The 23,966-nt window shown below is 69.9% G+C and carries 24 protein-coding genes; 6 read left to right on the top strand and 18 right to left on the bottom strand.

The features are described 5' to 3' along the window. Positions 1 to 13 precede the first annotated feature (13 nt). From ACWDTP_RS02970 to ACWDTP_RS02980, 3 genes are read right to left on the bottom strand one after another with little or no spacing between them, the layout of a single operon-like run. Positions 14 to 721: an HNH endonuclease family protein gene (locus tag ACWDTP_RS02970; protein ID WP_450016406.1), complete on the bottom strand. Its 708-nt coding sequence runs from the start codon at positions 719 to 721 to the stop codon at positions 14 to 16. Beyond that, positions 718 to 2,958, bottom strand: coding sequence for an ATP-dependent DNA helicase RecG (gene recG / locus ACWDTP_RS02975; protein ID WP_450016407.1), 2,241 nt, complete (start codon positions 2,956 to 2,958; stop codon positions 718 to 720). Before recG ends, ACWDTP_RS02970 begins: the two co-directional genes overlap by 4 nt. Further along, entirely contained in the window at positions 2,958 to 4,595 is a 1,638-nt protein-coding gene (locus ACWDTP_RS02980; protein WP_450016409.1) for a DAK2 domain-containing protein, read from the bottom strand. Before ACWDTP_RS02980 ends, recG begins: the two co-directional genes overlap by 1 nt. Positions 4,596 to 4,842: 247 nt before the next feature. Between ACWDTP_RS02980 and rpmB the strand changes: the two genes are divergently transcribed. Then, positions 4,843 to 5,037, top strand: coding sequence for a 50S ribosomal protein L28 (gene rpmB, locus ACWDTP_RS02985; RefSeq protein ID WP_450016411.1), 195 nt, complete (start codon positions 4,843 to 4,845; stop codon positions 5,035 to 5,037). A 53-nt stretch (positions 5,038 to 5,090) separates the two neighbouring features. Next, a complete protein-coding gene (locus ACWDTP_RS02990) occupies positions 5,091 to 5,453 on the top strand; it encodes a hypothetical protein (protein ID WP_450016413.1) in 363 nt (120 codons plus the stop codon). Positions 5,454 to 5,464: 11 nt separating this feature from the next. Here ACWDTP_RS02990 and ACWDTP_RS02995 read toward each other — a convergent pair whose 3' ends face one another. Together ACWDTP_RS02995 and ACWDTP_RS03000 are read right to left on the bottom strand one after the other, a co-directional pair. Continuing rightward, a complete protein-coding gene (locus ACWDTP_RS02995) occupies positions 5,465 to 6,148 on the bottom strand; it encodes a uracil-DNA glycosylase (RefSeq protein ID WP_450016414.1) in 684 nt (227 codons plus the stop codon). Positions 6,149 to 6,237: 89 nt separating this feature from the next. Continuing rightward, positions 6,238 to 7,209 carry a thiamine-phosphate kinase gene (locus ACWDTP_RS03000; RefSeq protein WP_450016416.1) on the bottom strand — a complete coding sequence of 324 codons (972 nt, stop codon included), beginning with the start codon at positions 7,207 to 7,209 and terminating at the stop codon, positions 6,238 to 6,240. 104 nt (positions 7,210 to 7,313) lie between these two features. Between ACWDTP_RS03000 and ACWDTP_RS03005 the strand changes: the two genes are divergently transcribed. Then, positions 7,314 to 7,556, top strand: a complete 243-nt coding sequence (locus tag ACWDTP_RS03005; RefSeq protein ID WP_450016418.1) for an Lrp/AsnC ligand binding domain-containing protein — start codon at positions 7,314 to 7,316, stop codon at positions 7,554 to 7,556. Here the strand turns inward: ACWDTP_RS03005 and ACWDTP_RS03010 are convergent. After that, the gene (locus ACWDTP_RS03010; RefSeq protein WP_450016420.1) at positions 7,553 to 8,704 is read right to left on the bottom strand and encodes an MFS transporter; all 1,152 of its coding nucleotides are present in this window, start codon (positions 8,702 to 8,704) and stop codon (positions 7,553 to 7,555) included. The two genes, ACWDTP_RS03005 and ACWDTP_RS03010, sit on opposite strands and share 4 nt — an antisense overlap. Positions 8,705 to 8,794: 90 nt before the next feature. On the opposite strand from ACWDTP_RS03010, the gene ACWDTP_RS03015 reads away from it, so the two are divergent. Further along, positions 8,795 to 9,685, top strand: coding sequence for a LysR family transcriptional regulator (locus ACWDTP_RS03015; RefSeq protein WP_450016422.1), 891 nt, complete (start codon positions 8,795 to 8,797; stop codon positions 9,683 to 9,685). A 9-nt stretch (positions 9,686 to 9,694) separates the two neighbouring features. Here ACWDTP_RS03015 and ACWDTP_RS03020 read toward each other — a convergent pair whose 3' ends face one another. Beyond that, positions 9,695 to 10,561, bottom strand: coding sequence for a class I SAM-dependent methyltransferase (locus ACWDTP_RS03020; protein WP_450016424.1), 867 nt, complete (start codon positions 10,559 to 10,561; stop codon positions 9,695 to 9,697). A 217-nt stretch (positions 10,562 to 10,778) separates the two neighbouring features. Between ACWDTP_RS03020 and ACWDTP_RS03025 the strand changes: the two genes are divergently transcribed. Both ACWDTP_RS03025 and ACWDTP_RS03030 read left to right on the top strand, forming a co-directional pair. Beyond that, positions 10,779 to 11,705 (top strand): SDR family oxidoreductase, encoded by a 927-nt coding sequence (locus ACWDTP_RS03025; protein WP_450016426.1) that lies wholly within the window; start codon positions 10,779 to 10,781, stop codon positions 11,703 to 11,705. A gap of 63 nt (positions 11,706 to 11,768) precedes the next feature. Next, positions 11,769 to 12,344 (top strand): DUF3515 domain-containing protein, encoded by a 576-nt coding sequence (locus tag ACWDTP_RS03030; protein ID WP_450016428.1) that lies wholly within the window; start codon positions 11,769 to 11,771, stop codon positions 12,342 to 12,344. A 9-nt stretch (positions 12,345 to 12,353) separates the two neighbouring features. On the opposite strand, the gene ACWDTP_RS03035 is transcribed toward ACWDTP_RS03030, so the two are convergent. The 11 genes from ACWDTP_RS03035 to ACWDTP_RS03085 form a co-directional block, all read right to left on the bottom strand. Continuing rightward, positions 12,354 to 13,463: a D-alanine--D-alanine ligase family protein gene (locus ACWDTP_RS03035; protein ID WP_450016488.1), complete on the bottom strand. Its 1,110-nt coding sequence runs from the start codon at positions 13,461 to 13,463 to the stop codon at positions 12,354 to 12,356. Positions 13,464 to 13,536: 73 nt separating this feature from the next. Then, a complete protein-coding gene (locus tag ACWDTP_RS03040) occupies positions 13,537 to 14,229 on the bottom strand; it encodes an SDR family NAD(P)-dependent oxidoreductase (RefSeq protein ID WP_450016430.1) in 693 nt (230 codons plus the stop codon). Further along, on the bottom strand, positions 14,226 to 15,587 hold the full coding sequence (locus tag ACWDTP_RS03045) for an MmgE/PrpD family protein (protein WP_450016432.1): 1,362 nt from the start codon (positions 15,585 to 15,587) through the stop codon (positions 14,226 to 14,228). Before ACWDTP_RS03045 ends, ACWDTP_RS03040 begins: the two co-directional genes overlap by 4 nt. Further along, on the bottom strand, positions 15,584 to 16,582 hold the full coding sequence (locus ACWDTP_RS03050) for a Bug family tripartite tricarboxylate transporter substrate binding protein (RefSeq protein WP_450016434.1): 999 nt from the start codon (positions 16,580 to 16,582) through the stop codon (positions 15,584 to 15,586). Before ACWDTP_RS03050 ends, ACWDTP_RS03045 begins: the two co-directional genes overlap by 4 nt. After that, positions 16,582 to 18,135 (bottom strand): tripartite tricarboxylate transporter permease, encoded by a 1,554-nt coding sequence (locus ACWDTP_RS03055; protein WP_450016436.1) that lies wholly within the window; start codon positions 18,133 to 18,135, stop codon positions 16,582 to 16,584. Before ACWDTP_RS03055 ends, ACWDTP_RS03050 begins: the two co-directional genes overlap by 1 nt. A 9-nt stretch (positions 18,136 to 18,144) precedes the next feature. Beyond that, complete coding sequence (locus tag ACWDTP_RS03060; protein WP_450016438.1) at positions 18,145 to 18,720, bottom strand: tripartite tricarboxylate transporter TctB family protein; 576 nt, start codon at positions 18,718 to 18,720, stop codon at positions 18,145 to 18,147. Positions 18,721 to 18,752: 32 nt separating this feature from the next. Then, positions 18,753 to 19,430, bottom strand: a complete 678-nt coding sequence (locus tag ACWDTP_RS03065) for an MmgE/PrpD family protein (RefSeq protein ID WP_450016440.1) — start codon at positions 19,428 to 19,430, stop codon at positions 18,753 to 18,755. Next, positions 19,427 to 20,803 carry an MmgE/PrpD family protein gene (locus tag ACWDTP_RS03070; protein ID WP_450016442.1) on the bottom strand — a complete coding sequence of 459 codons (1,377 nt, stop codon included), beginning with the start codon at positions 20,801 to 20,803 and terminating at the stop codon, positions 19,427 to 19,429. The genes ACWDTP_RS03065 and ACWDTP_RS03070 overlap by 4 nt, the downstream gene beginning before the upstream one ends. A 63-nt stretch (positions 20,804 to 20,866) precedes the next feature. Continuing rightward, positions 20,867 to 21,793, bottom strand: a complete 927-nt coding sequence (locus ACWDTP_RS03075; RefSeq protein ID WP_450016443.1) for a LysR family transcriptional regulator — start codon at positions 21,791 to 21,793, stop codon at positions 20,867 to 20,869. Then, a complete protein-coding gene (locus tag ACWDTP_RS03080; protein WP_450016445.1) occupies positions 21,786 to 22,904 on the bottom strand; it encodes a cystathionine gamma-lyase in 1,119 nt (372 codons plus the stop codon). The genes ACWDTP_RS03075 and ACWDTP_RS03080 overlap by 8 nt, the downstream gene beginning before the upstream one ends. A 3-nt stretch (positions 22,905 to 22,907) precedes the next feature. After that, the gene (locus ACWDTP_RS03085; RefSeq protein WP_450016490.1) at positions 22,908 to 23,888 is read right to left on the bottom strand and encodes an NAD(P)H-dependent glycerol-3-phosphate dehydrogenase; all 981 of its coding nucleotides are present in this window, start codon (positions 23,886 to 23,888) and stop codon (positions 22,908 to 22,910) included. Positions 23,889 to 23,966 lie beyond the last annotated feature (78 nt).

A 23,966-nucleotide genomic window follows, 5' to 3' on the forward strand; every position in this document is an offset into this window, starting at 1 on the left:
TCGGCGAAGAAGGTCAGCCGGTCGGACAAGTGCCTGCGGCCTCCCGCAGCACCGGCGCCGACGGCGCATCCACCGGCAGCGAGTACCCCCGCAGCACCGCGACGAACTGCACCGAGTACTGACACCAGAACGCGCGGTTGGGCGGCATCCAGTGGGCCGGCTCCTTATCGCCCTTGTCCTGGTTGGGCTGGCCCGCCACCGCCAACAGATTGGCCGGATCATTGGCGAAGCGCCGCCGCAGATCCTCCGGCCATGACCGCGCGCCCAGGTCCCAGGCCAGGGCCAGTGGGACGATGTGATCGATCTGCACCGCGGCCCCGGTCTGATTGCCACGCATGAAGGACACGACCGCATTCGTGTACGGGTCGTGCAGGGTTCCGGTGGCGACGGCGCTCGGGCAGCGCTTGATCGCCACGTACGTCTTGTCGGCGAGGTCGCGGTCGAGGATGTCGTTTCGGGTGTCACACCCGTTGTGGCCGCCAGGTGCGCTGTTGTCGTCGTCCCAGGCCTCGCCGAACGCCGCCCGCCGATAGTCGTTGCCGTGCACCCGCACCGGGATCTCGGGCAGGCCCGCCAGAATATCGACTCCCGGTGCCACGGTCGGGGTCTGCGCCGCCGCGACGAACCGGGCGCTGCGCTGCTGGGCGACGGCCACCTGGACGGCGACCACGACCGCGAGCGCGACGGCCAGTGCCAGCCACCACACCCGGTGGCGGGTCATGCCTTTTCCAGATATTCGACCCGGTCGGTTTCCACGAATTGCGCTGCCAGCAGGGCCATTCCCGGATCTCGCGGATGCCGCTCGTACATCGACTCGCAGAACTCGCGCGCCTGGGTGATCACCTCGAGGTGCTCGCGCAGCGACAGGAAGCGCAGATTGATGGTCCGACCGGACTGGTTGAGCCCCAGCACATCCCCCTCGCGGCGCTCGTCGAGATCAAGGTCGGCGAGCGCGAACCCGTCCAGCGTGCCGGCCACGGCCCTGATCCGTGCGCCGGCCTTCGAGCTCTCGGGCAGCCGGGTGGCCAACAGGCACAGGCTCGGATGCTGCCCGCGCCCAATCCGGCCGCGCAGCTGATGCAGCTGGCTGATGCCGAACCGGTCGGCATCCATCACCACCATCATCGTGGCGTTGGGCACGTCGACGCCCACCTCGATGACCGTGGTGCACACCAGGACATCGATCTGACCGGCCCGGAAGGCGCTCATCACGCCGTCCTTCTCCTCGCCGGGCAGCCGTCCGTGCATCAGGCCCAGCCGCAGCCCGGACAACGGCCCGGCCCGCAGACGCTCGAACAACTCGACCACGGTGACTGGCGGCGGCCCCCCTTCTCCCCCGTTGTCGCCGTCGCTCTCGTCGATCCGGGAGGCCACCACGTAGGCCTGGCGTCCCGCGTTCACCTCCTCGCGGATCCGGGTCCACGCCCGCTCCAGCCAAGCGGGTTTCTGCGAGACGAAAATCGGGTTGGTCGTGATGGGCTGGCGGCCGCGGGGCAGTTCGCGCAGCGTGGAGGTTTCCAGGTCGCCGTACACCGTCAGCGCGACGGTGCGCGGGATGGGGGTGGCCGTCATCACCAGAAGGTGCGGCGTCAGACCGTCGCGGGCCTTGGCCCGCAAGGCATCCCGCTGCTCGACCCCGAAGCGGTGCTGCTCGTCGACCACCACCATGCCGAGGTTGTGGAACTCGACCGCGTCCTGCAGCAGGGCGTGGGTGCCGATCACGATGCCGGCCGTACCGGACGCCACCTCATCGCGAACCCGGCGCTTGTGCTGCGGTGACATCGAGCCGGTCAGCAGCGCGACGCCGGTGGCATGCTCGTCCGCACCGAGCTGGCCGGCCATGGCCAGTGGGCCCAGCACATCGCGCACCGACCGAACATGTTGTGCGGCAAGCACTTCGGTCGGCGCCAGCAGCGCGCACTGATAGCCTGCATCGACCATCTGCAGCATCGCCAGCACCGACACGATGGTCTTGCCGGAGCCGACCTCGCCCTGCAGCATCCGGTTCATCGGCCGCGTCGAGGACAGCTCGGCCGAGACCACTTCGAGCACCTCGCGCTGCCCGGCGGTCAACTCGAACGGCAACCGGGTCCGCATCGCGGCGAGCAACCCGTCGGCGGTGGGCGGTGCCGAGGGGCCCGACTCGCTCAGCTCGCCGTACCGGCGGCCCACCAGACCCCACTGCAGGCCGATCGCCTCGTCGTAGGTGAGGCGATCGGCCGCGCGCTCGCGCTGCTCGGCGTTCTCGGCCAGGTGGATGGTCCGCAATGCCTCATCCTCCGACATCAGGCCGTGCTGGCGGACAAAGGTTTCCGGCAGCGGATCGGGCACCGGGTCGAGCACGTCGAGCACCTGACGCACGCAGGCGTAGATGTCCCAGCTCTGCACCTTCGCCGACGCCGGATAGATCGGGAAGAACTCCCGCTCGAACGCCGCGAGCATCTCCTCGCCGGTGGCGCCCGATGTGTTGGCGATCGTCGTGAGCGATTTGGTGCCGATCTGCTTTCCGGGTGGCGGGTTGAGCACCAGAAACGCCGGATGGTTGAGCTGCATGGTGTTGCGGAAGTATTTGACCTCGCCGGACAGCATGAGCCGGGTGCCGGCTTCGAGCTTGTCGATCATCCATCCGGCGTTGAAGAACGTCGCGGTCACGGCGGGCCGGTGCTCACCCAACGTCACCCGCAGAAACTTCGGTGTCTTGCGCCGGCCGCTGTTCTTGGCGAAGGTCTGCTTCATATCGCCGACCTTGGTGTGGGTGACCACGTCGATGAAGGTGACGTGCTCACCCTCTTCGAAGTCCAGGGCCTCCCCTTCGCCCCGGATCGTCATCCCGTCGCTGTATTTGCGGGGGTAGTGGCGCAGCAGATCGTTGACGGTGCGCAGGCCGAAGTGTTCCTCGAGCGGACGCGCCGAGCGCGCACCGATCACCAGCTCGAGCCGGTCGGTGAGGGTGGCCATCACTCCACCCCGATCAGCAGCGCGTCGCCGCGGTGGCCGGTGTGATAGGTCACCAGTTCCGCTCCCAGATGTCGATGGTGTACGTGTTCCTGGAGCGCCTGGCCCACCGCGGGGCCGACGCCGTCGCCGGTCAGCACCGTGATCAGTTCACCACCGGCCATCAGCAGCAGATCGATCAGGCCGGCGGCGGCCGCGGTGAGGTCGGGGCCCACGATCAGCACTTCGTCGCCGGCGATCCCGAGACCGTCCCCGGGCCGGCAGGCACCGGCCCAGGTGAGGGCCTGCTCGGTGGCGACCCGGACGGTGCCGAGCCGGGCGCCCGCGGCCGCGCGGGCCATGGTGTAGCCGTCGTCGACGGCCTGGCGGCCCTCGTCGTGGACGGCCAGCGCCGCCAGCCCCTGGACCATGGATCCGGTCGGTACCGGGACCACGTCGATACCCCAGCCGATCGCCGCGGTGCACCCGGCGACGAGCTCCTCGGCCGCCACATATCCGTTGGGCAGCACCATCACCTGCGCGGCCCCGACGTCGACGAGCGCGCGCAACAGGTGTTTGGCGCTGACCGGCTCGTCGGCGTCGGGGCGCAGCACCCGGGCGCCCTCGCTGGCGAACAATTCGGCCCCGCCGTCACCGTCGGCGACCGCCAGCACGGCCCGCTCGTGCGCCCAGCCCCCGGCCGGTCGCGCGCCCGCGGTGCTGAGCGCGGTGATCTGGATGCGGCGCAGGGTGCCGACCGCGAGGCCGGCCTCGACGGCCGCGCCGGCGTCATCGACGTGCACGTGGACCGAGTACTCATCCCCGCCCGAGGTGGCGATCGCCACCGATTCGCCCATGTGGTCGAGCCCCGCGCGCAACCGTTCCACGGCGTCCGCGCCGCATCCGCTCAGCAGATACATGACCTCGAACTGCGGCGGCACCTTCGTCGGCGGCTGGGACCGCGCGGCCGACCCGCCCTCGGGCGGTGCGGGTGTGTAGACCCCCCGGCGGGGGGCCTGCCCGGCCAGGGTCGCGGTCATCGCGTCGAGCAGGACCAGAAGGCCGCGGCCACCGGAATCCACGACGCCTGCCTCGGCCAGCACGCTGAGTTGCTTCGGGGTCTGATCGAGCGCGACGGCCGCGGCGTCGGCGGCCGCAGCGGCCGCATCGGCGGTGTCGCCGCCGTCGTCGGCACATTGTTCGGCGGCGCCGGCCGCGGCCTGCAACACCGACACGATGGTGCCGGGCACCGGCCCACCCATCGTGGTGATGGCGAGGGTCACGGCGTGCCGCAGGGCCGCGCCGTAGATCGGTGCGTCGATGTCGCCGAGGCCGCCGTCACGCTGGGCGGCCGCCGAGGTGACGACCTCGGCGAGGCCGAGCAGGATCTGCGACAGGATCACCCCGGAATTGCCGCGCGCCCCCTGCAGGGCGCCGGCGGCCAGGGCGCTCGCCACCTGCGCGACATCGCCGCCGATCGGCCCGTTGTCGATCTGCGCCCACGCCGAACGCATGGTGAACAGCATGTTCGTCCCGGTGTCGGCGTCGGCCACCGGGAACACGTTGAGCCGGTTGATCTCGTCGGTGTGGGTGATGAGGTCGTCGACGGCGGTGTGCACCCAATCCCGCAGGGTGTGGGCGTCGAGCCGCCGAGCAGACATCGAACCTCCCTATCACCGCCGGAAATCCCGTTTGCGGCACGGGCGCCGCCCTCGGCGTCAGCCTATCCAGTGACGGCGACAAAGCCGACCAGACCACCGCCGTCTGTGGACAACCTGATGCCGCGTTCACGGGCCGTTTTGGCGATACCCTGGCCTGCCGGTATTCTGATCAGGTTGTCTGTCGAGCCGCGTCGATCGGTGGCGACAGACCCAAGACCCCAAGTACTGATTTCGAGGAGTTGTTGATATGGCTGCCGTGTGCGATATCTGCGGGAAGGGACCGGGCTTCGGCAAGTCGGTGTCGCATTCGCATCGGCGGACCAGCCGGCGCTGGGATCCGAACATCCAGTCCGTGCGCGCCGTGACGCGCCCGGGCGGTAACAAGCAGCGGGTCAACGTGTGCACCTCGTGCATCAAGGCCGGCAAGGTCGCGCGCGGCTGAGCGCTTGCGCGCTTGCGTTTAGTGGTCGGACCGGCGGGGTATCTCCCTTCGGCATGACCCCCCATCGGCGTTTCTGGCGACGGTTCTACCCGCTTACCTGCGGTCTGGCCGCGGCGGCTGTGCTGGCCGCATGCGGCGGCGGCGAATCCGGTGGCGGGTCGACATCCGCGACGACGGCCCCGGAGACGTCGACGAGCGAAAGCACCGTGGTCGAGACGACGGTGCCGACCACGGTCTCGCCGGCGCCGACACAGCCTCCCGCCGCTCCGCCTGCCGAGACCACCGAGGGCGGCGCCAACGGCACGATCGAGGTTCCGGCGCCGCCCGCGATACCGTCACCCCCGGCGATACCGTCACCGCCGGCGATTCCCGCGCCCCCGCCGATACCGTCGCCGCCCCCGATCCCGATGCCGTGACGGCGGTGCCGTCACGGCAGCCGCCAGTCGATCGGGTCGCACCCCCGCTGCGCCAATAGGTCATTGACGCGACTGAACGGCCGGGACCCGAAGAAGCCGCGCGATGCCGACAGCGGCGACGGATGTGGAGATTCGATCGTGGCGCAGTCCCCTTCGGCCAGCATCGGCTTGAGGGTGGACGCGTCGCGGCCCCACAGGATCGCCACCATCGGCTGCCTGCGCGCCACCAGGGCCCGGATGGCGCATTCGGTCACCGCCTCCCAGCCCTTGCCGCGGTGGGAGGCCGGGGTGCCGGGACGGACGGTGAGCACCCGGTTGAGCAGCAGTACACCGCGTTGCGCCCACGGTGTCAGGTCGCCGCTGCTGGGCTGCGGGTGGCCGAGGTCCTCGGCGTACTCGGTGAAGATGTTGGACAGGCTGCGCGGCAGTGGGCGCACATCGGCGGCCACCGAGAAGCTCAGCCCCACCGCATGACCGGGGGTCGGGTACGGGTCCTGTCCGACGATCAGCACCCGCACCTGGTCGAAGGGAAAGGTGAAGGCCCGCAGAACATTCTGGCCTGCGGGCAGGTAGCGCCTGCCCGCGGCCAGTTCCTCACGCAGGAACTCCCCCATCTGCGTCACGTGCGGGGCGACGGGTTCCAGCGCCCGGGCCCAGCCGTCGTCGATGAGTTCACTCAGGGGTTGCGCGGTCACGAAGGTCCAACATAGTGCGCCGAGCGTGGGGCCCATGCACGGGATTCAGTCAATTCGCGTGCACAGGCCCCACGCTCGGCCAAACCTGCTCACGCGAACGACTGCCATCCCGTGGTTCCGGACCACACCGCGCCGTCGACGTGCACCAGGGCCGCGCCGTCGACCACCCGGCCGATCACCCGCCAACCCGCGGGCGGTGCTTGCGGGAACGTCGCCACCAGCGCGTGGTCCTCGCCGCCGCCCAGTACCCACTCCCACGGGTCGGCACCGACCGCCGCGGCCGCGGCACCGACCACGGCCCGGTCCGCTGCCAGGCCGTCGCGGGTGAGGTCGATGCCGACCCCCGAGGCGGTGGCGATATGGCCGAGGTCGGCCAGCAGCCCGTCCGAGACGTCGGTCATGGCGGTCGCGCCCGCGTCGGCGGCCGCCACGCCCTGACCGTAGGGCGGTTCGGGTGTCAGGTGGCGCTGCCGCAGGTCCTGGTGTGCATCGATACCGTTGCTCCACAACGCATATCCGGCCGCGGATCGGCCGAGCTCGCCCGCGACGGCCACCATGTCGCCGGCCCGCGCCCCGCTGCGGCGCACCGGCGCCCGGCCGCCGAGGTCGCCGAGCGCCGTCACCGACACCACCCACTGCGGTGCCCGCACCAGATCGCCGCCGACGATGCCCGCACCGAGCCGTCGTGCCTCATCCCACATTCCGTCGGCGAGTTCGACCGCGGCGGCGGTGGACGTCTCGGCCGGGGCACCGAACGCCACGACGAACGCGGTGGCGGTGCCGCCCATCGCCTCGATGTCCGCGGCGTTCTGGGCGATCGCCTTGCGCCCGACGTCGTGCGGCGTCGACCAGTCCAGCCGGAAATGCCGGTCCTGGACCAGCATGTCGGCCGACACCGCGGTCCGGCCGTCCGAAACCGTCAGCACCGCCGCGTCGTCGCCTGGTCCGAGCGCGACCGCTTCCGGTTGCCTGCGCCCGGCCAACAACCGGTCGATGACGGCGAACTCGCCGACCTCGGCAAAACTGTCCCCGGTGTTGCCGGCCGAATTCTGCCCGGCCATATCGCCTCCTGCCGGCCGCCGCCGCGCCATGAACACTGGCCGGACCTGCGGTACGTTTATCCCTGCGGCCAGGAGTCTATGCAGCGACACGGAGGAGACGGGCGGTGGTTCAGGCTTACGTGTTGATCCAGACCGAGGTGGGCCGCGCCGAGGTCGTCGCCAAGCAACTCGCCACGCTGCCGGGCGTGCTCTCGGCCGAGTATGTGACCGGACCGTATGACGTCGTGCTGCGGATCGGCGCCGACACCATGAGCGCACTGCAGTCCGACGTGGTGGCCGGTGTGCAACACGTCGCCGGCATCACCCGCACCCTGACCTGCCCGATCGCCGACCCGGCGGGATCCTAGAGCGGTGCGATCCGGACCGTCACGACGATGACGGCGATCATCGCCACCGCCATGACCAGGAACGCGCCGACATGGCCGAAGCAGCCGATCACCCCGCCGAGCGCGACGGCGCCCGCGCCGAGCCCGCCGTCATAGGCGGCGTTCCAGATGGTGCTGGCGACGCCACTGTGGTCGCGCCCGAGTCGCCGGTGGGTGGCGACGAAGGAATCGTTCTGGGCGGCCCCGAAACCCGCGCCGAGCAAGGATGCCCCGACGATCAGTGACACCGGATGCCCGTCCAACGACAACCCGATCTGGCCCACACCGCAGGCGGCGACGACGACGGCGACCGCCAGCAGCGGCCCGGCCCGGTACCGGTCCCCGATGTACCCGGCGAGCGCACGGCCCGCGACGAGTGCGACGGAGGCCGCGAGCAGCGCCGTCGCCGACAGGCCGACCGTCGGCCCCGACAGTGGCAGGAAGGTCGTGACGGCACCGAACGCCCCGGCCGTCACGACGAACAGGATGAGCGGCGCCGCGATGCGGCGCGTGACGACGATGTTGCCGAGCCGGAACGTATTTCGATGGTTCGGCAGCGCCCATGCGATGACTGCGGCGACGACGCAGGCCCCTCCCGATACCCAGAAGACGAATCCGTACCCGAGGGCTTCGGTGGCCCACACACCGCCGGCCAGCGCGCCGATGTTCGGCAGGGCCGCCGCCACCCCGTACCAGGACGCCGAGGAGGCCAGCCGGCCCGCACCCGCCAGCGTGGCGACGAAGGTGGCGCCCGCGGTGACCATGAACGCGAATCCGATGCCGCGCAGAACCGTGATCGCCATGATCGGCGCGAAGTCGGTCGAGAGCAGGTAGAGCGGGCTCGGCGCGCCGAGCAGCAGCAGGCCGGCCAGCATCAGGTTGCGCAGCCCGGCCGTCCGCGACAGGCGCAGCATCCCGGCCTGCGTCACGACGGTCGCGGCCATCATCCCGCCGGTCGTCACACCGGCCGCGAGGTTGGCCGCCCCACCCTGAACGGCCCACATCGGCACCACCGGGAGCAGGGCGGCGTAGTTGACGAACGCCAGAAACGTCACGGCCAACAAGGCGAGCAGCGCGACCGTCGCCCGGCCCGCCCGCTCACGGTCCGTCGTGTCGCACCCTCCGCGCATGGTTTCCACTGTCGACCAACACCGATATCGTGTCTAACGATGAAACTCGATCAGCCATATCGCGAATCGCAATAGCAACGGACGGGTCGAATGGACACCAGGCTTTTGCGCAGTTTCCTCACCGTCGTGCACGCGGGAAGCTTCACCGCGGCCGCGATGGAACTGGGCTTCACCCAATCCACGGTGACCAGCCATGTGCAGAAGCTGGAGCGCCAGCTGGGCGGCCGCGTACTGGATCGGCTGCAGGACGGGGTGCGGACCACCGACCTGGGCTCGCGCCTGCTCCCGTTGGCCGAGGCGATGCTCGCCACCCAGGACCGCATCCACGCCCTGCCGATCGAGAGGTCGCAGCGGCCCGCCGGGACGGTCCGCGTCATGGCGCCGGAATCCCTGTGCACATACCGCCTCCCGGCGATCATCAGTGCCGTCCGCGCGGTCGAACCGCTGGTGCAGGTGTGGGTCAGCCCCGGAGGTATCGCAGCGGCGCTGGACGCCGTCAATCGCGCCACGGTCGATATCGCGCTGACTATGGAGCCCGCGCTGCCGCCCACGAACCTGACCGCCGAGCGGCTCGGCGCCGAACCGCTGGTGTTCCTGGAGCGGGCGACGGCCGGCACCGGTGAGGTGACCTGGAGCGATCTGGCCCGCCGCGACGTGCTGCTCGTCGAGGAGGGCTGCGGCTACAGCGATGTGGTCTCCGACCGACTCGCGGCCACCGGATCAGCGACCGGCCGCTGTTCACGTTTCGGCAGTATCGAGGCGATCAAACGTTGTGTTGCCGCCGGTCTCGGCTGGACGACACTGCCGGCCCTGGCCATCGATGCCGAACTCCGCGACGGCACACTGCAGGTGATCGACGGACCGCAGCTGCCCGCCTGCGATGTCGTCGCCCTCACCCACCCGCGCCGCCATCTCGGCCCGGCGACCGGCGTCGTCCTCGCGGAGATCCGCTCGGCGTGGAACCGTGCGTCCCCGCCATGATTCGTAAAATCACGCCGCCGGCACGTGGCCGATCGCCATCATGTGGGCGGTGGCGCCGAGCAGCGACGGCTCGGACTCGACTCGTCTGATCGCGCGTTGCAACGCATCTTGTGCGGCCTGGTCGGCGGGCGGTTCGCCGGCCTGCATGGCCGCGACGCCCTCGATCGCCAGGATCTCCACGTCGTCGAAGCCCGCTCCGGCGATCTCGGCGCGAAGCTCGTCGGGCTCGTGGAAGTAGGCGAGCGTGAACCACTCCGGACGCCCGACCGGATCGGGATTGTCATGCACGCCGTCGCGCAGGTCTCTCTCGACGATCGCCTCGAACCCGGGGTCGCCGATCGCGTCCGATGCGATTCCGCTGATCGTCGAGGCGAAGCGGGAGATTCCGGCGGCCATCAACACCCCGCCGGGGCGCAGCACCCTGTGCGCCTCGCACAGTGCCCTGGCGCGATCCCGCGGATCGATCAGGTGGTAGAGCGGGCCCAGCAGGAGAAGGCCGTCGGCAACGCCGTCGTCGTAGGGAAGATCGCGGGCATCACCCTCCTGCACCGACATCAGCGGGGCATCGGGCTGCCGCGCGGATGCGGCCCTGGCGACCCGCACATGCGGCGCCCACGGGTCGATCAGGTGGACCCGGTAGCCGCCGACGGCCAGCGGTAACGCGTATGCGCCCTCGGCGCCGCCCACATCGATGATCACCGCCGGCGCCGGCGGCAGGAATCTGTGCAGCATCTCGCGGGTGCGCAGGGCTTCCAGCCATCCCCAGGTCGTCAGGCGATCACGTTCCACGCCCAGGCCGTAGTGCGCCTGGATCGTCGGTGCGAGTGCGTATCGCGCCACCTCGCTCCGCTGCGCATCCCCGTGCTTCTCGGTCATCCGGTCACCTCCTCGTGCGAGGCTATCTCCTACACTGGAGCGGCTACTCGCCGAAGTCCCACCCTCGCCCGCAAGGGCGGCCGCGATTTCCAGTCAAATGCATACTGCCGCAACGGATCTGAACTCATACCCGAGGCGATGCGGCCGAGATCGTCGAGAGGAACACTCCGGCAACGGTATCCGGGGCGCGGCGGGATGGAAAGGAGACAGGCGTCGGATGGGATCATCGACCGACGGCCCGCTCGCGGGAACCGTGGCCCTGGTGGCCGGAGGAACGCGCGGGGCCGGCCGGGGTATCGCGATCGAACTCGGCGCCGCGGGCGCGACGGTGTACGTCACCGGGCGGACCACCCGGCAGCAGCGGTCGGAATACGACCGCCCCGAAACCATCGAAGAGACGGCCGATCTGGTGACCGATGCCGGCGGCGCCGGAATCGCGGTGCGCGTCGACCACCTGATCGGCGACGAGGTCGCGGCGCTCGTCGCCCGGATCCGCGCCGCGCACGGGCGGCTCGATGTTCTGGTCAACGACATCTGGGGTGGCGAGTACCTCGTCGAATGGGACACGCCGGTGTGGCGGCATGATCTGGAGAAGGGGCTGCGGATGCTCCGACTCGCCGTGGACACCCACCTGATCACCGCGCACCACGCGTTGCCACTGCTGATCGAGAACCCCGGCGGTCTTCTGGTCGAAATGACCGACGGCACCGCCGAGTACAACTCGGCGAACTATCGTCTCTCGCCCTTCTACGACCTTTCGAAGACCTCGATCAACCGACTGGCGTGGGTGCACGCCAAGGACCTGGCTCCGCATGGCGCCACCTCGGTGTCGCTGAGTCCCGGATGGATGCGCTCGGAGATCATGCTGGAGGAATACGGGGTCACCGAAGAGACCTGGCACGATGCCACCGGCAGGGAACCGCATTTCGCCATCTCCGAGACACCCCGGTTCACTGGCAGAGCGGTGGCCGCGCTCGCCGCCGACCCGGACCGTGCGCGCTGGAGCGGCGAGTCGCTGTCGAGCGGAAGCCTGGCCCGGTACTACGGATTCACCGACCTCGACGGATCGCGGCCCGACTGCTGGCGCTATCTCCGCGAGGTTCAGGACGCCGGCAAGCCCGCCGATACCACCGGATACCGCTGAACCGAATTGCTGTGGGGGGTCAACCCGAACCCGGTTTGTTCGACGCGCCTTAGAGTTAGGGGTGTGACCGATCCGCAGACCACCGACGGACCACCGCGCGCCTTGCTGATCGCGGCGGTCGTGGTGGCGGTGTCGGCGCTGATCACCGTCCTGGGCATCGCGGCATCGCGTCAGCAGTCACCCGACCAGGAACCCGTGGCCATCTCCGGGGTGCCGGCCCCGCGAGCCGACAGCGACGAATGCCACGCCCTGCTCGGCGCCCTGCCCGAGCAGCTGGGTGATTACCGGCGAGCACCCACGGTCGAGCCGACCCCGCCCGGCGCGGCGGCGTGGCGGGCCGGCGCCGACAGTGAGCCGGTGGTGCTGCGCTGCGGGCTGGAACGGCCCAACGAGTTCGTGGTCGGCACTCCCCTGCAACAGGTGGACGCGGTGCAGTGGTTCCGGGTGGACGAGCTGGGGGCGCCGGCCGCACCCGACGATGCCGATCAGGGCCGCAGCACCTGGTACGCGGTGGACCGGCCGGTGTATGTGGCGCTCACCCTGCCCGCCGGATCCGGGCCGACGCCGATCCAACTGCTGTCGGGTCAGATCGCGCGGACCATGCCGGCCAAACCGATCGATCCGGCCCCGGTCGGCTGAGCGCGGCGGTCAGCGCAGGCCGGTGCCCCTGGCCATCGCGGTGTCCACCATCGCCGTCAGCAGGGACGGATAGTCGACGCCGCTGGCCGCCCACATCCGCGGGAACATCGAGATGGTGGTGAACCCCGGCATGGTGTTGATCTCGTTGATCACCGGTCCGTCGTCGGTGAGGAAGAAGTCGACCCGGGCCAGGCCCTGGCCGTCGATGGCGGTGAAGGCGCGCACCGCGAGCCCCCGCACCGCCTCGGCGACCTCGTCGTCGACTTTGGCCGGTACGTCGAGTTCGGCGGCGTCCTCGAGGTATTTGGTGGCGAAGTCGTAGAAGCCGTCCTCACGGCCCCGCACGCCGGCCACCCGGATCTCCCCGACCGTGCTGGCTTCGACTGTGCCGTCCGGGAATTCGAGCACACCGCATTCCAGTTCGCGCCCGGGCACCGCCGCCTCGACGATGACCTTGGGGTCGTGGCGGCGGGCGAGGGCGATCGCGGCGGGCAGCTCGTCCCAGGCCGTCACCCGGCTGACGCCGATCGAGGATCCGCCGCGCGCAGGCTTGACGAACACCGGCAGCCCGAGGCGCTCGCGGGCCGCCAGGTCCAGGGTCGCGACCTTGGGGCGCAGCACCTCGTGGTCGCCGATCGGCAGGCCCTCGGCGGCCAGCAGCTTCTTGGTGAACTCCTTGTCCATCCCCGCGGCGCTGGACAGCACCCCGGACCCGACATAGGGCACCCCGGCCAGTTCGAGCAGGCCCTGGATGGTGCCGTCCTCGCCGTACGGTCCGTGCAGCACCGGGAACACCACGTCGACCGCGGCCAGGATCTCGCCCGGGCCGTTGCCCAACGCCAGCAGCTGCCCGCTGCGATTGGGGGCGGCGGGCAGGGCCAGCTCGGTGCCCGAGGACTCGGTGACCTGCGGCAGTTGCCCGCCGCTGATCGCCAGCGTCTCCGACCGGCCGTCGGTCAGCACCCAGGAACCGTCCGGGGTGATCCCGACGGCCACCACCTCGAACCGTTCCGGATCGAGGTTGCGCAGGATGCTGCCTGCCGAGACACAGGAGATCGCGTGCTCGGAGCTGCGGCCACCGTAGACGACGGCGACCCGCGTGCGACCTGAGGGTGGAATGCGGGCAGTCACAACCTAGAGAGGCTACCGCCCCGGTACCCGGGTGCCTTTCGGCGCATCGTGACCTGCCATTTCATCGCTGCGCCCCCACTTCGATCAGCTGTGCCGTCACATCGCGGCCCGCAGGCGAGGCCAGAAACGCCACGGTGCCGGCAACCGTGTCGCGGCGCCGCTCGGCCTCCGCCGCTGCCGCCGGGGTGCCGGGGCCGGGTTCCATCCGGCTCGGTGAGACGGCATTGACGTTGATGTGGTCGGCAGCGCATGCGGCGGCCAGGGCCTTCGTCATCCCGACCAGACCGTATTTGGCCGCCGAGACGTGAAACCGGCCGGCATCGCCGGACAGGGCGTTGGCCCCGACGATCGACACGATGCTGCCGCCGCCGGCGTCGCGCAGCCGGGGCAGTGCGGCCATCGCACAGTGCATGGCCCCGTCCAGGGTCACCGACCGCACCGCCGTCCAGTCGGCGGCGGTCACGTCGTACACCGGCACCCGGGTGCGCATGGCCGCGTTGTTCACCAGCACCCGCAACGGCCCGAGCTCCTCGGCCAGGCCGAACATCCGCTCCACCTGTTCGGCGGCCGCGACATCGGCCGCCGCGGCGACCGCGTCGACCCCGATTTCGCGGGCCTGCGCCACCACCTTTTCGGCGGCCTCCACATCGGACCGGGTGTTGACCACGACGTGGTAGCCGGATCGGGCCAACGCCAGCACGATGGACCTGCCGAGGTTGCGGGCACCACCGGTGACCACCGCGACGCCACTCACCCGCGCACCCCCGTCGTCCGGATCAGCTCCCCGAAATCGCCGGTGTGCTCCAGATCCCAGCACCGCGCGAGCAGCGCGGCGGCACCGTCGTCGCCGAGCCGCGGCGCCGCGTTGTCGATGAACTTCTCGGTCAGATCGGCGTCGGTCAGCGGGTTTTCCGGGGTGCCCTTATTGGCCTCGACGCGGCCGTCGAGCACCCGGCCGTCGGCCAACTCGACGCTCACGGATGCGGCCCGCTTGCCGACCGAGTCGTCGGGACGCACCACGGTCACCTCACGCAACGCCGCGATCCGCGGATCGCGGGCCCCCTCGTCGGTGTAATGGTCCAGCCGGGGACGCGCGAGCAACGCCACCGCGACACCGTGGGTCAGGCTGAACTTCGCCTCGAGCCCGGTGGTGGGGTTGGTCTTGCCGGTCACGGTGGCCGCCTTGGGGTTCACCGTGGCCCGCACGGCACGCACGTCGGCCGCCGCGAACCCGTGCTGGGCGCGCAGTAGCAGGACGGCGTCGATGGCCGGATGCGTCAGCGATCCGCTGGGATAGGCCTTGTAGCCGTTGGTCAGAAGGTGCCACTGCTCACCGAGCCGCTCGGTGAGCTTGTCCGGCGCCGGATCGGTCGACATCACCGCGAGGAACCCCCGGGCGTCCTCGACGATTTGGCCGGTCGATGTGATGCCCTCCTGCGCCATCACGGCCGAAAGCAACCCGTCCATCGCGGCCTTGCCGGCGTGCAGCGGCTTACCGTCGGTTCCGTACACGGCCTTGAGACCGGCGGCCTGGGTGCCCGCACTGCCCATCGCCTGGCTCAGCGTCGCCGGCCCGAGTCCGAGCAGGCGTGCCGCGCCGGCGGCCGCTCCCACGTGACCGACGGTTCCCGTGACGTGCCAACCGATCTCGTAGTGGGCGTCGCCCGCGGCCCGGCCCAGCCGGCATTCGGTCTCGAATCCGGCCACGAACGCCGTCAGCGCCTCACGCCCGGTGACGGTCGACTGCCCGGCCAGCGCGGCCAGCGCGGGCCAGACCGGCGCGCTGCCGTGCACCGTGGTGTCGCCGGGATTGAAGGTGTCGTCGTAGTCGAGCAGATGCGCACCGAATCCGTTGACCAGTGCGGCGTAGGGCATGGTCACGGTTTCGGTCCGGCCGAAGACGGTGTGCGCCCCCGGCCCGCCGCACCGCTGCGCCACCCGCAGCATCGTGTCGACGGACGGATGCCCGGACGCGGCCAGCGCGACGCCGAGATGGTCGATCACGGCCCGTTTGGCCTCATGCACCACCTCGTCGGGGAGATCTGAGAATTGCAGTCCTGCAGCGAAATCCGCGAGCTGTGCGGTCAGCCCGGCCTGGACGGTTGTGGTCATTGTTGCGCCAATCCGATGCTGTCGATCAGGGTGGTCAGGGAATCGTCCTGCTCCTTGAGCATGGAACCGAACTTGTCGGCCTCCAGAAATGTGGTCACCGAACCGTTCTCGTCGACGAAGTCGTCCCACCCCGGGGACGTCACCAGCTTCCCGAACAGCTCCTGGTAGTAGGTCAGCGCCTGCTCGGGCATCTCGGGCGGGCCGACGAAACCGCGGAACTCCTCGGGCAGTGGTCCGGTGTCGAGCCCCTGCGCCTTCATCGAGGTCAGCTCCGGGAACGTGGCGACCTTGCGGTCGGCGACGGTGGCCAGCACCTTGACCGCACCGAGCTTGACCTGGTCGACGAAATCCGTTGAGGCCCCGATCATCATCTGGGCGTCGTTACGCAACAGCGCCCCGATCCGCTGGGCGCTGTCGCTGAAGGTCAGGTACTTCCACTGGCTGTCCGTCCTGGCCTGCAACGCCTTGCCGGTCAGTGAGTCGGTGGCGGTGATGGAACCGCCCACCTGGACCAGCTGATCCGGCTTGCGCTGCGCGTCGGCGATGAAGTCCTTGATGGTGTGGTAGCCGGAATCGGCCCGGACCGCCACCACCTGGGGCTCGACCAGCAGCGCCGCGATGGGTGTCAGCGCGGTGATCGACACCGAGGCACCCGACAGCGTCAGCGGCGTCACCAACCATGTCGGGGTGACCGCGGCGATGGTGTCGGTCTTGCCCTTTCGACCGCGCAGATACGACATCGCACCGATCGAGGAACCCTCGGTCTGGTTGCGCACCGGCCACGAGGTGTCGATCAGCCGGTCGTCGTGCATGAGTTTGACGACCTGGCGGGCGAACACGTCACTGCCGCCGCCGGGGCCGGTGTGCACCACCACCTGGGTGCTGTTGGGCACCCCGTTGGACATGCCGCCGCGCTGCAGGCCGCACCCGGCCAACATCAGGCCGGCGCCGGCACCGAGGAGCACGGTTCGCCGGGAATACTGTCGTGTGTTCATCACTCGCCCTTCGATCCGGCCAGGTCGCCCGACTGTTCCAGCACCGAGGACCGCAGCCGGGCCCGTGGTGACTTCCGGCGCCGCCCGGTGATCAGCAGCGTCACCGCGACCAGTACCGCCGCGCCGAAGATGGTCGCCGAGATCGGGCGCTCCAGGAAGATCATCGGATTGTTGTCCGAGAGCACCAGGGATTGCCGCACGGCATTCTCGGCCATCGGGCCCAGCACGAACGCCATCACCAGCGGGGCCGCAGGCACGCCGAACTTGCCGAACACGTAGCCGAGCAGACCGAAGCCCGCCATCATGAAGACATCGGTCAACGAGCTGCGCACGCTGTACACGCCGACCGCGGCCAGCACCAGGATCGCCGGATACAGCGCCCAGTACGGGATTTTGAGGATCTGCACCCAGACCGGGATCATCGGCAGGTTCAGGATGATCAACATCACGTTGCCGATGTAGAGGCTGGCGATCACCGGCCAGCCGATCTCGGGATGATCGGTGAACAGCAGCGGCCCGGGCTGCAACCCGTAGAGCAGCAGCGCCGCCAGCATGACCGCGGTGGATGAGCTTCCCGGCAGACCGAGGCTCAGCAGCGGGATCATCGCGCCGCCCGACTCGGAGTTGTTGGCCGCCTCCGGGCCGGCCACACCCTCGATGGCGCCCTTACCGAATTTCTCGGGACGCTTCGAGGTCCGCTTGACCATCGCATAGGACAGGAAGGATGCGACGGTGGAACCGCCGCCGGGCAGTGCCCCGATGAAGAAGCCGAACACCGACCCCATCGCGATGGCCGCGCGGGACTGCTTGAGATCCTGTCTGGTGGGCAGCAGATTCTTCAGGCCCTTGGGCACCGTGAAGAGCTGCCGGTCCATCTTCTTCTCCACGTTGAGCAGAACCTCGCCGACGGCGAACAACCCGACGCTGACCGCGATGAACTCGATGCCGTCGAACAGTGCGGTGGTGCCGAAGGTCAGGCGCTGCTGACCGGTGAAGATGTCGATACCGATGGTGGACAGCAGCAACCCGACCGACAGCGACAGAAATCCCTTCACGGGTGACTCGCTGGCCAGCAGGATCACCATCAACAGGCCGAAGGCCATCAACGCCGCGTATTCGGGCGGGCCAAAGCTCATCGCCAGATTGGCCACGAACGGTGCGGCGAAGGTCAGCGCGACGACACCGAAGGTGCTTGCGATGAAACCCGAAATCGCCGACATGCCCATCGCGGCCCCGGCCCGGCCCTGGCGGGCCAGCGGGTGTCCGTCCAGACACAGCACCACCGACGAGGTCTCGCCGGGGATGTTGAGCAGGATGGACGTGGTCGCGCCGGCGAACTTGGCACCGTGATAGATGCCGGCCATCATGATCAGTCCGGTGGTCGGTGACAGGGCGGTGGTGACCGGCAGCAGGATGGCCAGGGTGGCCGGTGGGCCAAGTCCGGGCAGGATGCCGACGAGGGTGCCGATGACGACCCCGACCAGCACCCAGAACAGGTTCATCGGTGTGAACGCCGACTCGAATCCGGTCAGCAGATTATTCAACGCGTCCATCAGTGCTTCCTAAATCCCTTCGACGAAGGCCGATGTCGGCAGTTCCACCCCGAGGACGAAGACGAACAGCAGGTACGCGACGAGCGGTACGCCGACGATCGCCAGCACCGCCTTGATCCCGCGGACCCGCTCGACCGCCAGCACCAGGTAGGCGATGAGCAGGGCGCTCGCCGCGACGAACCCGATCACCTCCATCAGGGCGATGCAGATGACCAGGCCGATCCACACCGTGCCTGCCCGCAGGATCTCCGCGCCGACACCGGTCAGCCCTTCGCCCGGCCCCGAGCGGATCCGGCGCAGCACCGAGATCCCGACCAGCGTCAGGCCGAGGACCGTCACCGCGAGCGCGGTCACCGTGGGGAACAGCCCGGGCCCCGGCACTCCCTTCTTGCCGAACATGTCGAGCCCGGATGCGTCGACCAGCGCGATGATGCCGAATACGGCGGCCACCACACCGAGCCCGGCCTGCGCCAGTGGCGCGGTGGACAGCGGTGAATGTTGCTCATCGCCCGCGTCGAACTCGTCCGGTGGTGGATCGCTGTCGTGATGTTCGCGCTGCCCGCGAGCACTGTCCGTCTCAGTCATCGTTGACCTCCTTACCCTTGGCGCCGCGTCCGTCAATCGCCGTCCGTACCCCACCGGTCACCCAGGCCCGGCGGCCACACCGCCCCGGGCGCCAGGACCTCGAAAAGCCCTCTGCGCCCGCCCAACCCGTCGACCGACGAGGTGAACCCGTGGCGTGCCAGCACGGCCGCCTCGACGGCGTCGGCGGCGGCCTTGGCCAGTTGCAGTGTGCCGGTGCCGGTCTCGTCGGCGTCGGCGAGTCCGGCCGCCTGGGTGGCGCACAGTCCGAGCAGGTGACGCAGCTGGGCCTCGTCGAGCCGCAGCAGGCGTCCCGCGCCCGCACCCGCGCCGAGGACACTTGCCACACTGCGGTGGCTCCACCGCTCGGCGCTGGTGGTCGATCGCAGCGCGGTGCGAAGCTGATCGGCGACGGCGGTGCCGATCGCGGTCGCCGCCTGGGCATCCGCCGTTGCCGTCGTCGATCCACGGTGCAGCGCAACCACTGCGGCCCCGACCGCCGGCCAGCCGTCGGCACCGGCCGCGGTGATCGCGGTGCGCCAGGCGCGGTTCGTCGCCGTGGGTGGCCCGGCCGGATAGGCGTCCTTGACGGCGTCACCGGATATCCGGACCAGGCGCCGGATCTCCCGAAGTTGATTGCCAGCCTCGGCCAGCGCGGCGGGCGGCGGTGCCGCGGTGCCGATGAAACGGACGAGTTCGTCGGTGACGGTCACAGGGCACCTCCGGGACGCGTGGTGGCGACGACGCCGGAAAAGCCGGCGCCGGTGTCGGTTTCCAGGGCTTCGACCGCGGCGAGAATCCGCGCGGCCGATCCGGCACCGAGGACGGGTTCGGTGAGCGCGTCGACCTTGGCCAGCAGTTCCGCATCGGTCAGCGGCCGGGCCAGGCTGCCACGCGCATGCTCGACGTGCACGACCACCGGATCGGCACCACGCAGCCGCACCGTGATCGTGGCTTCGTCGCGGGCGCAGTCCGTGGTCGGCAGGAGTTCGGTGACGGCGCGCAGCCCGACCACATCCGCCGCGGTGGCACGCGCATCGGAGAACTCGCGCAACCCCACCGATCCGTCGAGCAGCCCCACCGCGGCCCCGTGGCGGGAACTGAACCGGGCCTGCAGTCCGTCGCGCGGCTGCCGGGTACCCATGAGTTCGGGGACCAGCGGATGGCAGGTGACCTCGACCGCCTCGATCGCACCGGTATCGGCGATCTGGCGGCTCGCCGCGACGGCGGCGTCGATCACCGGGTGTGCGACGATCCCGCACGGGTAGGGCTTGAACGTATTGCTGATCAGCTCCCAGTCGGAGCCATCCGCGGACCACGGCCGGTGCAGCTCGGCGGCGTCGACCGCATCGGCGATCACGGTGAGCACACCGTCATCGCCCAGCGGGTCCTCGGACCCGGTATGCCCCGCCGCGGCCAGCCGGGCGGCCAAAATGCCGTTGGCGGCGGCCTTTCCGGCGTGGAACGGTTTGGTCATCGAGCCGAACGCCTCGCGCTGACCCAGGGTCATCGTCGCCGCGGCGCCGAGCGCCGCACGCAGTTCATCGCTGGTGTGTCCCAGCAGCACCGAGGCCGCGACCGCCGCGCCGAAGACGCCGCAGGTGCCGGTGATGTGCCAGCCGCGGTCGTAGTGGTTGGGCGAGACCGAGTTACCGATGCGCAGTTGCGCCTCACACCCCAGCGCGAACGCGACCAGATACCGCTCGCCCGGCGCGTCCACCGAATCATGCAACCCCACAAGGACACCGAGGGTGGCCGCACCGGGGTGGATCACCGTCGCCAGGTGGGTGTCATCGAAGTCGTCGTAGTGGGCCGCGGTTCCGCTGAACAGGGCCGCCCAGTGCTCGTCGAGCAGTTCACCCCGGCCCGGCACCCGCACCGAGCCGTTGGCGGAAAGCTCGCGTGCGGCCGCGAGGATGGCATCCGCGGCCGGCGAGTTCGCGGCGCCCACCGCCGTTCCCAGCACGTTGAACAGGCTGCGGCGCGCGGCATCGGCGACGGCGGGGGGCAACGGTTCGGCGGCGGCCGCGATCAACTGATCACAAAACTCAGTGGTCGTGGTCCGCATCACAGCGGTTTCAGGCATGCCTTGGACCCTATGAACGCGGTCGAGGTGGAACAACACCGTTCCGCGTCGCGATTGTTGCAGTTACTGCAACGGTTTGTGGCGCAGCCTCCCGCGCCTGCGGGCGATCGCGGCGAGCTCGTGCACACTCTCGTACTGGGCACCCGCCCGCGGGTAGGCCAGGAAGGCGGTGCGTTCGGAGGGCTTCGGGTCGACGATCCGGATCCGCACCACCCGGGGATGCTGATGGTCGGTCATCCCCTCGGGAACCACCGAAACCCCGATCCCGGCCCCGACCATCGACTCGACGACGAACAGATCATTACCCTCGACGGCGATCTGCGGCACGAATCCCGCTCTGGCACAAGCATTCACCATATGAGTGCGGCTACTGGAGCCGAGTTCCATGGCCACGAAGGCGCGGTCGCGCACGCTGGCCAGCGATACGCTGCTGCGCTGCGCCAGCGGGTCGTCGACCGGAACCGCGAGCAGCAGACTCTCGGTGAACAACGGCACGACGACGAAATCCTGCTCGTTGGGCGCCACCGAGGTGAAGGCCACATCGGCCTCGCCCCGCAGCAGTGCGGCGATCACATCGGTGGCCGAGCCCTGCCAGCACCGGAACCGCAATCCCTTGTGTTCGACCAGGAGTTCGGCCAGCACCTGGGGCACGAACCCGAGCCCGAGCGAGAACGTGTGCGCGATGCGCAACAAACGCTGCGGGTAGCCGGCGTCGGCCAACGTGGTGTCGACGGCCTCCTGCCTGGCCCGCAGCACCGCATTCGCCTCCCTGGCAAGCACATTGCCGGTCCGCAACATCCGGACCCGGCGTCCGGACTGTTCGACCAGGGCGACCCCCAGCTTGCGCTCCAGCGCCCGGATGGCACGCTGCACGGTCGCGACGCTGACCCCGAGCTCGTCGGCGGTGTGGCCGAAGTGCTCGGTCCGCGAGAATGCGACCAGCATCTCCAGATCGGCGAACGTGACGTCCTTGCCGCTGAAGTCATCCATGGCCGGAAGCCGAAAGGGCCTGTTCCACATCGGCGAGCAGATCGTCGGTGTCCTCGATGCCGGCCGAGATGCGGGCGAATCCGGCGGGCACCGGGTCGCCCCAGCGGGCCCTGCGGTCGACCGAGGTGTGGATGCCGCCGAAGCTGGTCGAGGCGATCAGCAGCGCACTGCGCTGCACCAGGGCGTGCACCGCCGCGGCATCGGCCAACTCGATGGACACCAGCCCGCCGAACCGTTTCATCTGTGCCGCGGCGGGCCCGTGCGCCGGATCGTCCGGCAATCCGGGATAGCGCACCGATCTCACCGCCGGATGGCTTCGCAACATGACCGCCAGTGCGGTGGCGTTCTGGCACTGTCGCTCGAAACGCAGCCCGGCGCTACCGAGACTGCGCAGCACCAGCCAGGCCTCGAAGGCGCCGAGGATCGGCCCGGCCAGCAGCCGCTCGGATTCCACCGCCGCCATCAGTTCGGGCTGGCATCCGGCCACGTACCCCGCCACCAGGTCACTGTGCCCGGACAGGGATTTGGTGGCGCTGGCCACCACGAGGTCGGCGCCCAGCGAGAGCGGCTGCTGCCCCAGCGGGGTGGCGGTGGTGTTGTCGACCATCAGGGTGGCCCCGCGACCGCGGCAGATAATGGCGAGCCGGTGCAGGTCGACGACGTCCAACCCGGGATTGGCCGGCGTCTCGGCCAGCACCACATCCGCGGCCGCCGCGGCCTCGCAGATCTGGCCGGTGTGCGCCTCGACCACGGTGATTCCCTGCGGCGCCAGATACTCCGCGGCGTACCGCCGGACCTGGTAGTACCCGTCAGCCGGGACCACAAGGGTGCAGCCCGGCCTGGCCGTGACCCGCAGCGCCGAGGTGATCGCGGCCATCCCCGACCCGAAGGTCAGCGCGGCGGTCGCCCCCTCAAGCGCGGCCAGCGCCGATTCCAGCTGGCGCCACGACGGATTGGAGCTGCGCCCGTAGCTGTCCAACGGTTCGGTCTCGTCGGGCGAGAGGTGATACGTCGAAGCGGGAACCGGCATCGGCGCCACCGGACTTCCTGGAACTGATTCCACACCAACGGCTTTGACGCTGCGGGTGGAGTCGCCGTAGGTACCGTCCATCGGTTACTCCGGTTTGGTGCTGCGACCGAGCAGCAGGGCGACCGCTTCGTGTACCGAAAGCCCCTTGTGACAGACCCGGTGTACGGCATCGGTCAACGGCATCTCGACGCCGTAGCTGGAGGCCAGCGCCAGCACCGATTCACACGAGGACACGCCCTCGGCCACATGTCCGCGCGCCGCCGTCAGCGCCGACTCCATGGTGCCGCCCTTTCCGAGCCGTTCGCCGAACGTGCGGTTGCGCGACTGCGGCGAGCTGCAGGTGGCGACGAGATCACCGATCCCGGCGAGGCCGGACAGCGTGGCCGGGGTGGCCCCCAGTGCGATGCCCAGCCGCATGATCTCGGCCAGGCCGCGCGTGATGATCGCGGCGGCGGTGTTCTCCCCCAGGCCGACGCCCGCGGCCATGCCGCAGGCCAGCGCGATGACGTTCTTGCACGCCCCACCCACCTCGGCGCCGATCACATCGGCATTGGTGTAGGGCCGGAAGTACCCGGTGGCCAGGGCCCGTTGCAGGGCCACCGCCCGCCCGGAGTCGCTACACGCGACGACGGTCGCCGCCGGCTGCTCGTCGGCGATCTCGCTGGCCAGGTTGGGCCCCGTCACCACGCCGACCCGCATCGGGTCGGCACCGGTGACCTGCACGATGACCTGACTCATCCGCATGAGCGAACCCAGCTCGATGCCCTTGGCCAGGCTCACCATGGTCACGTCGGCACCGATCAGATGTTTCCAGCCGTCCAGATTGGCCCGCAGCTGTTGGGCCGGAACGGCCAGGAGCACCGTGCACGCCCCGGCCAGTGCCTCCTCGGGGTCGGCGGTCGCCCGGATCCCCTTCGGCAGCGCGACATCACCGAGGTAGCCGCTGTTGCGCCGGTCCCGGTTGATCTCCTCGGCGACCTCGGCCCTGCGGGCCCACATCGTCACCGGATTACCCGCATCCGCCAGCACCTTGGCCAGCGCCGTCCCCCACGCGCCGGCACCCATGACCGCAGCCTCCACCACGGCTTCACCCTATCTCCGGGCGCTGGGCACCCGGGCATACCGGCCCGGCTGGCAGGATGG

The organism is Mycobacterium sp. NPDC003449 (assembly GCF_053588415.1).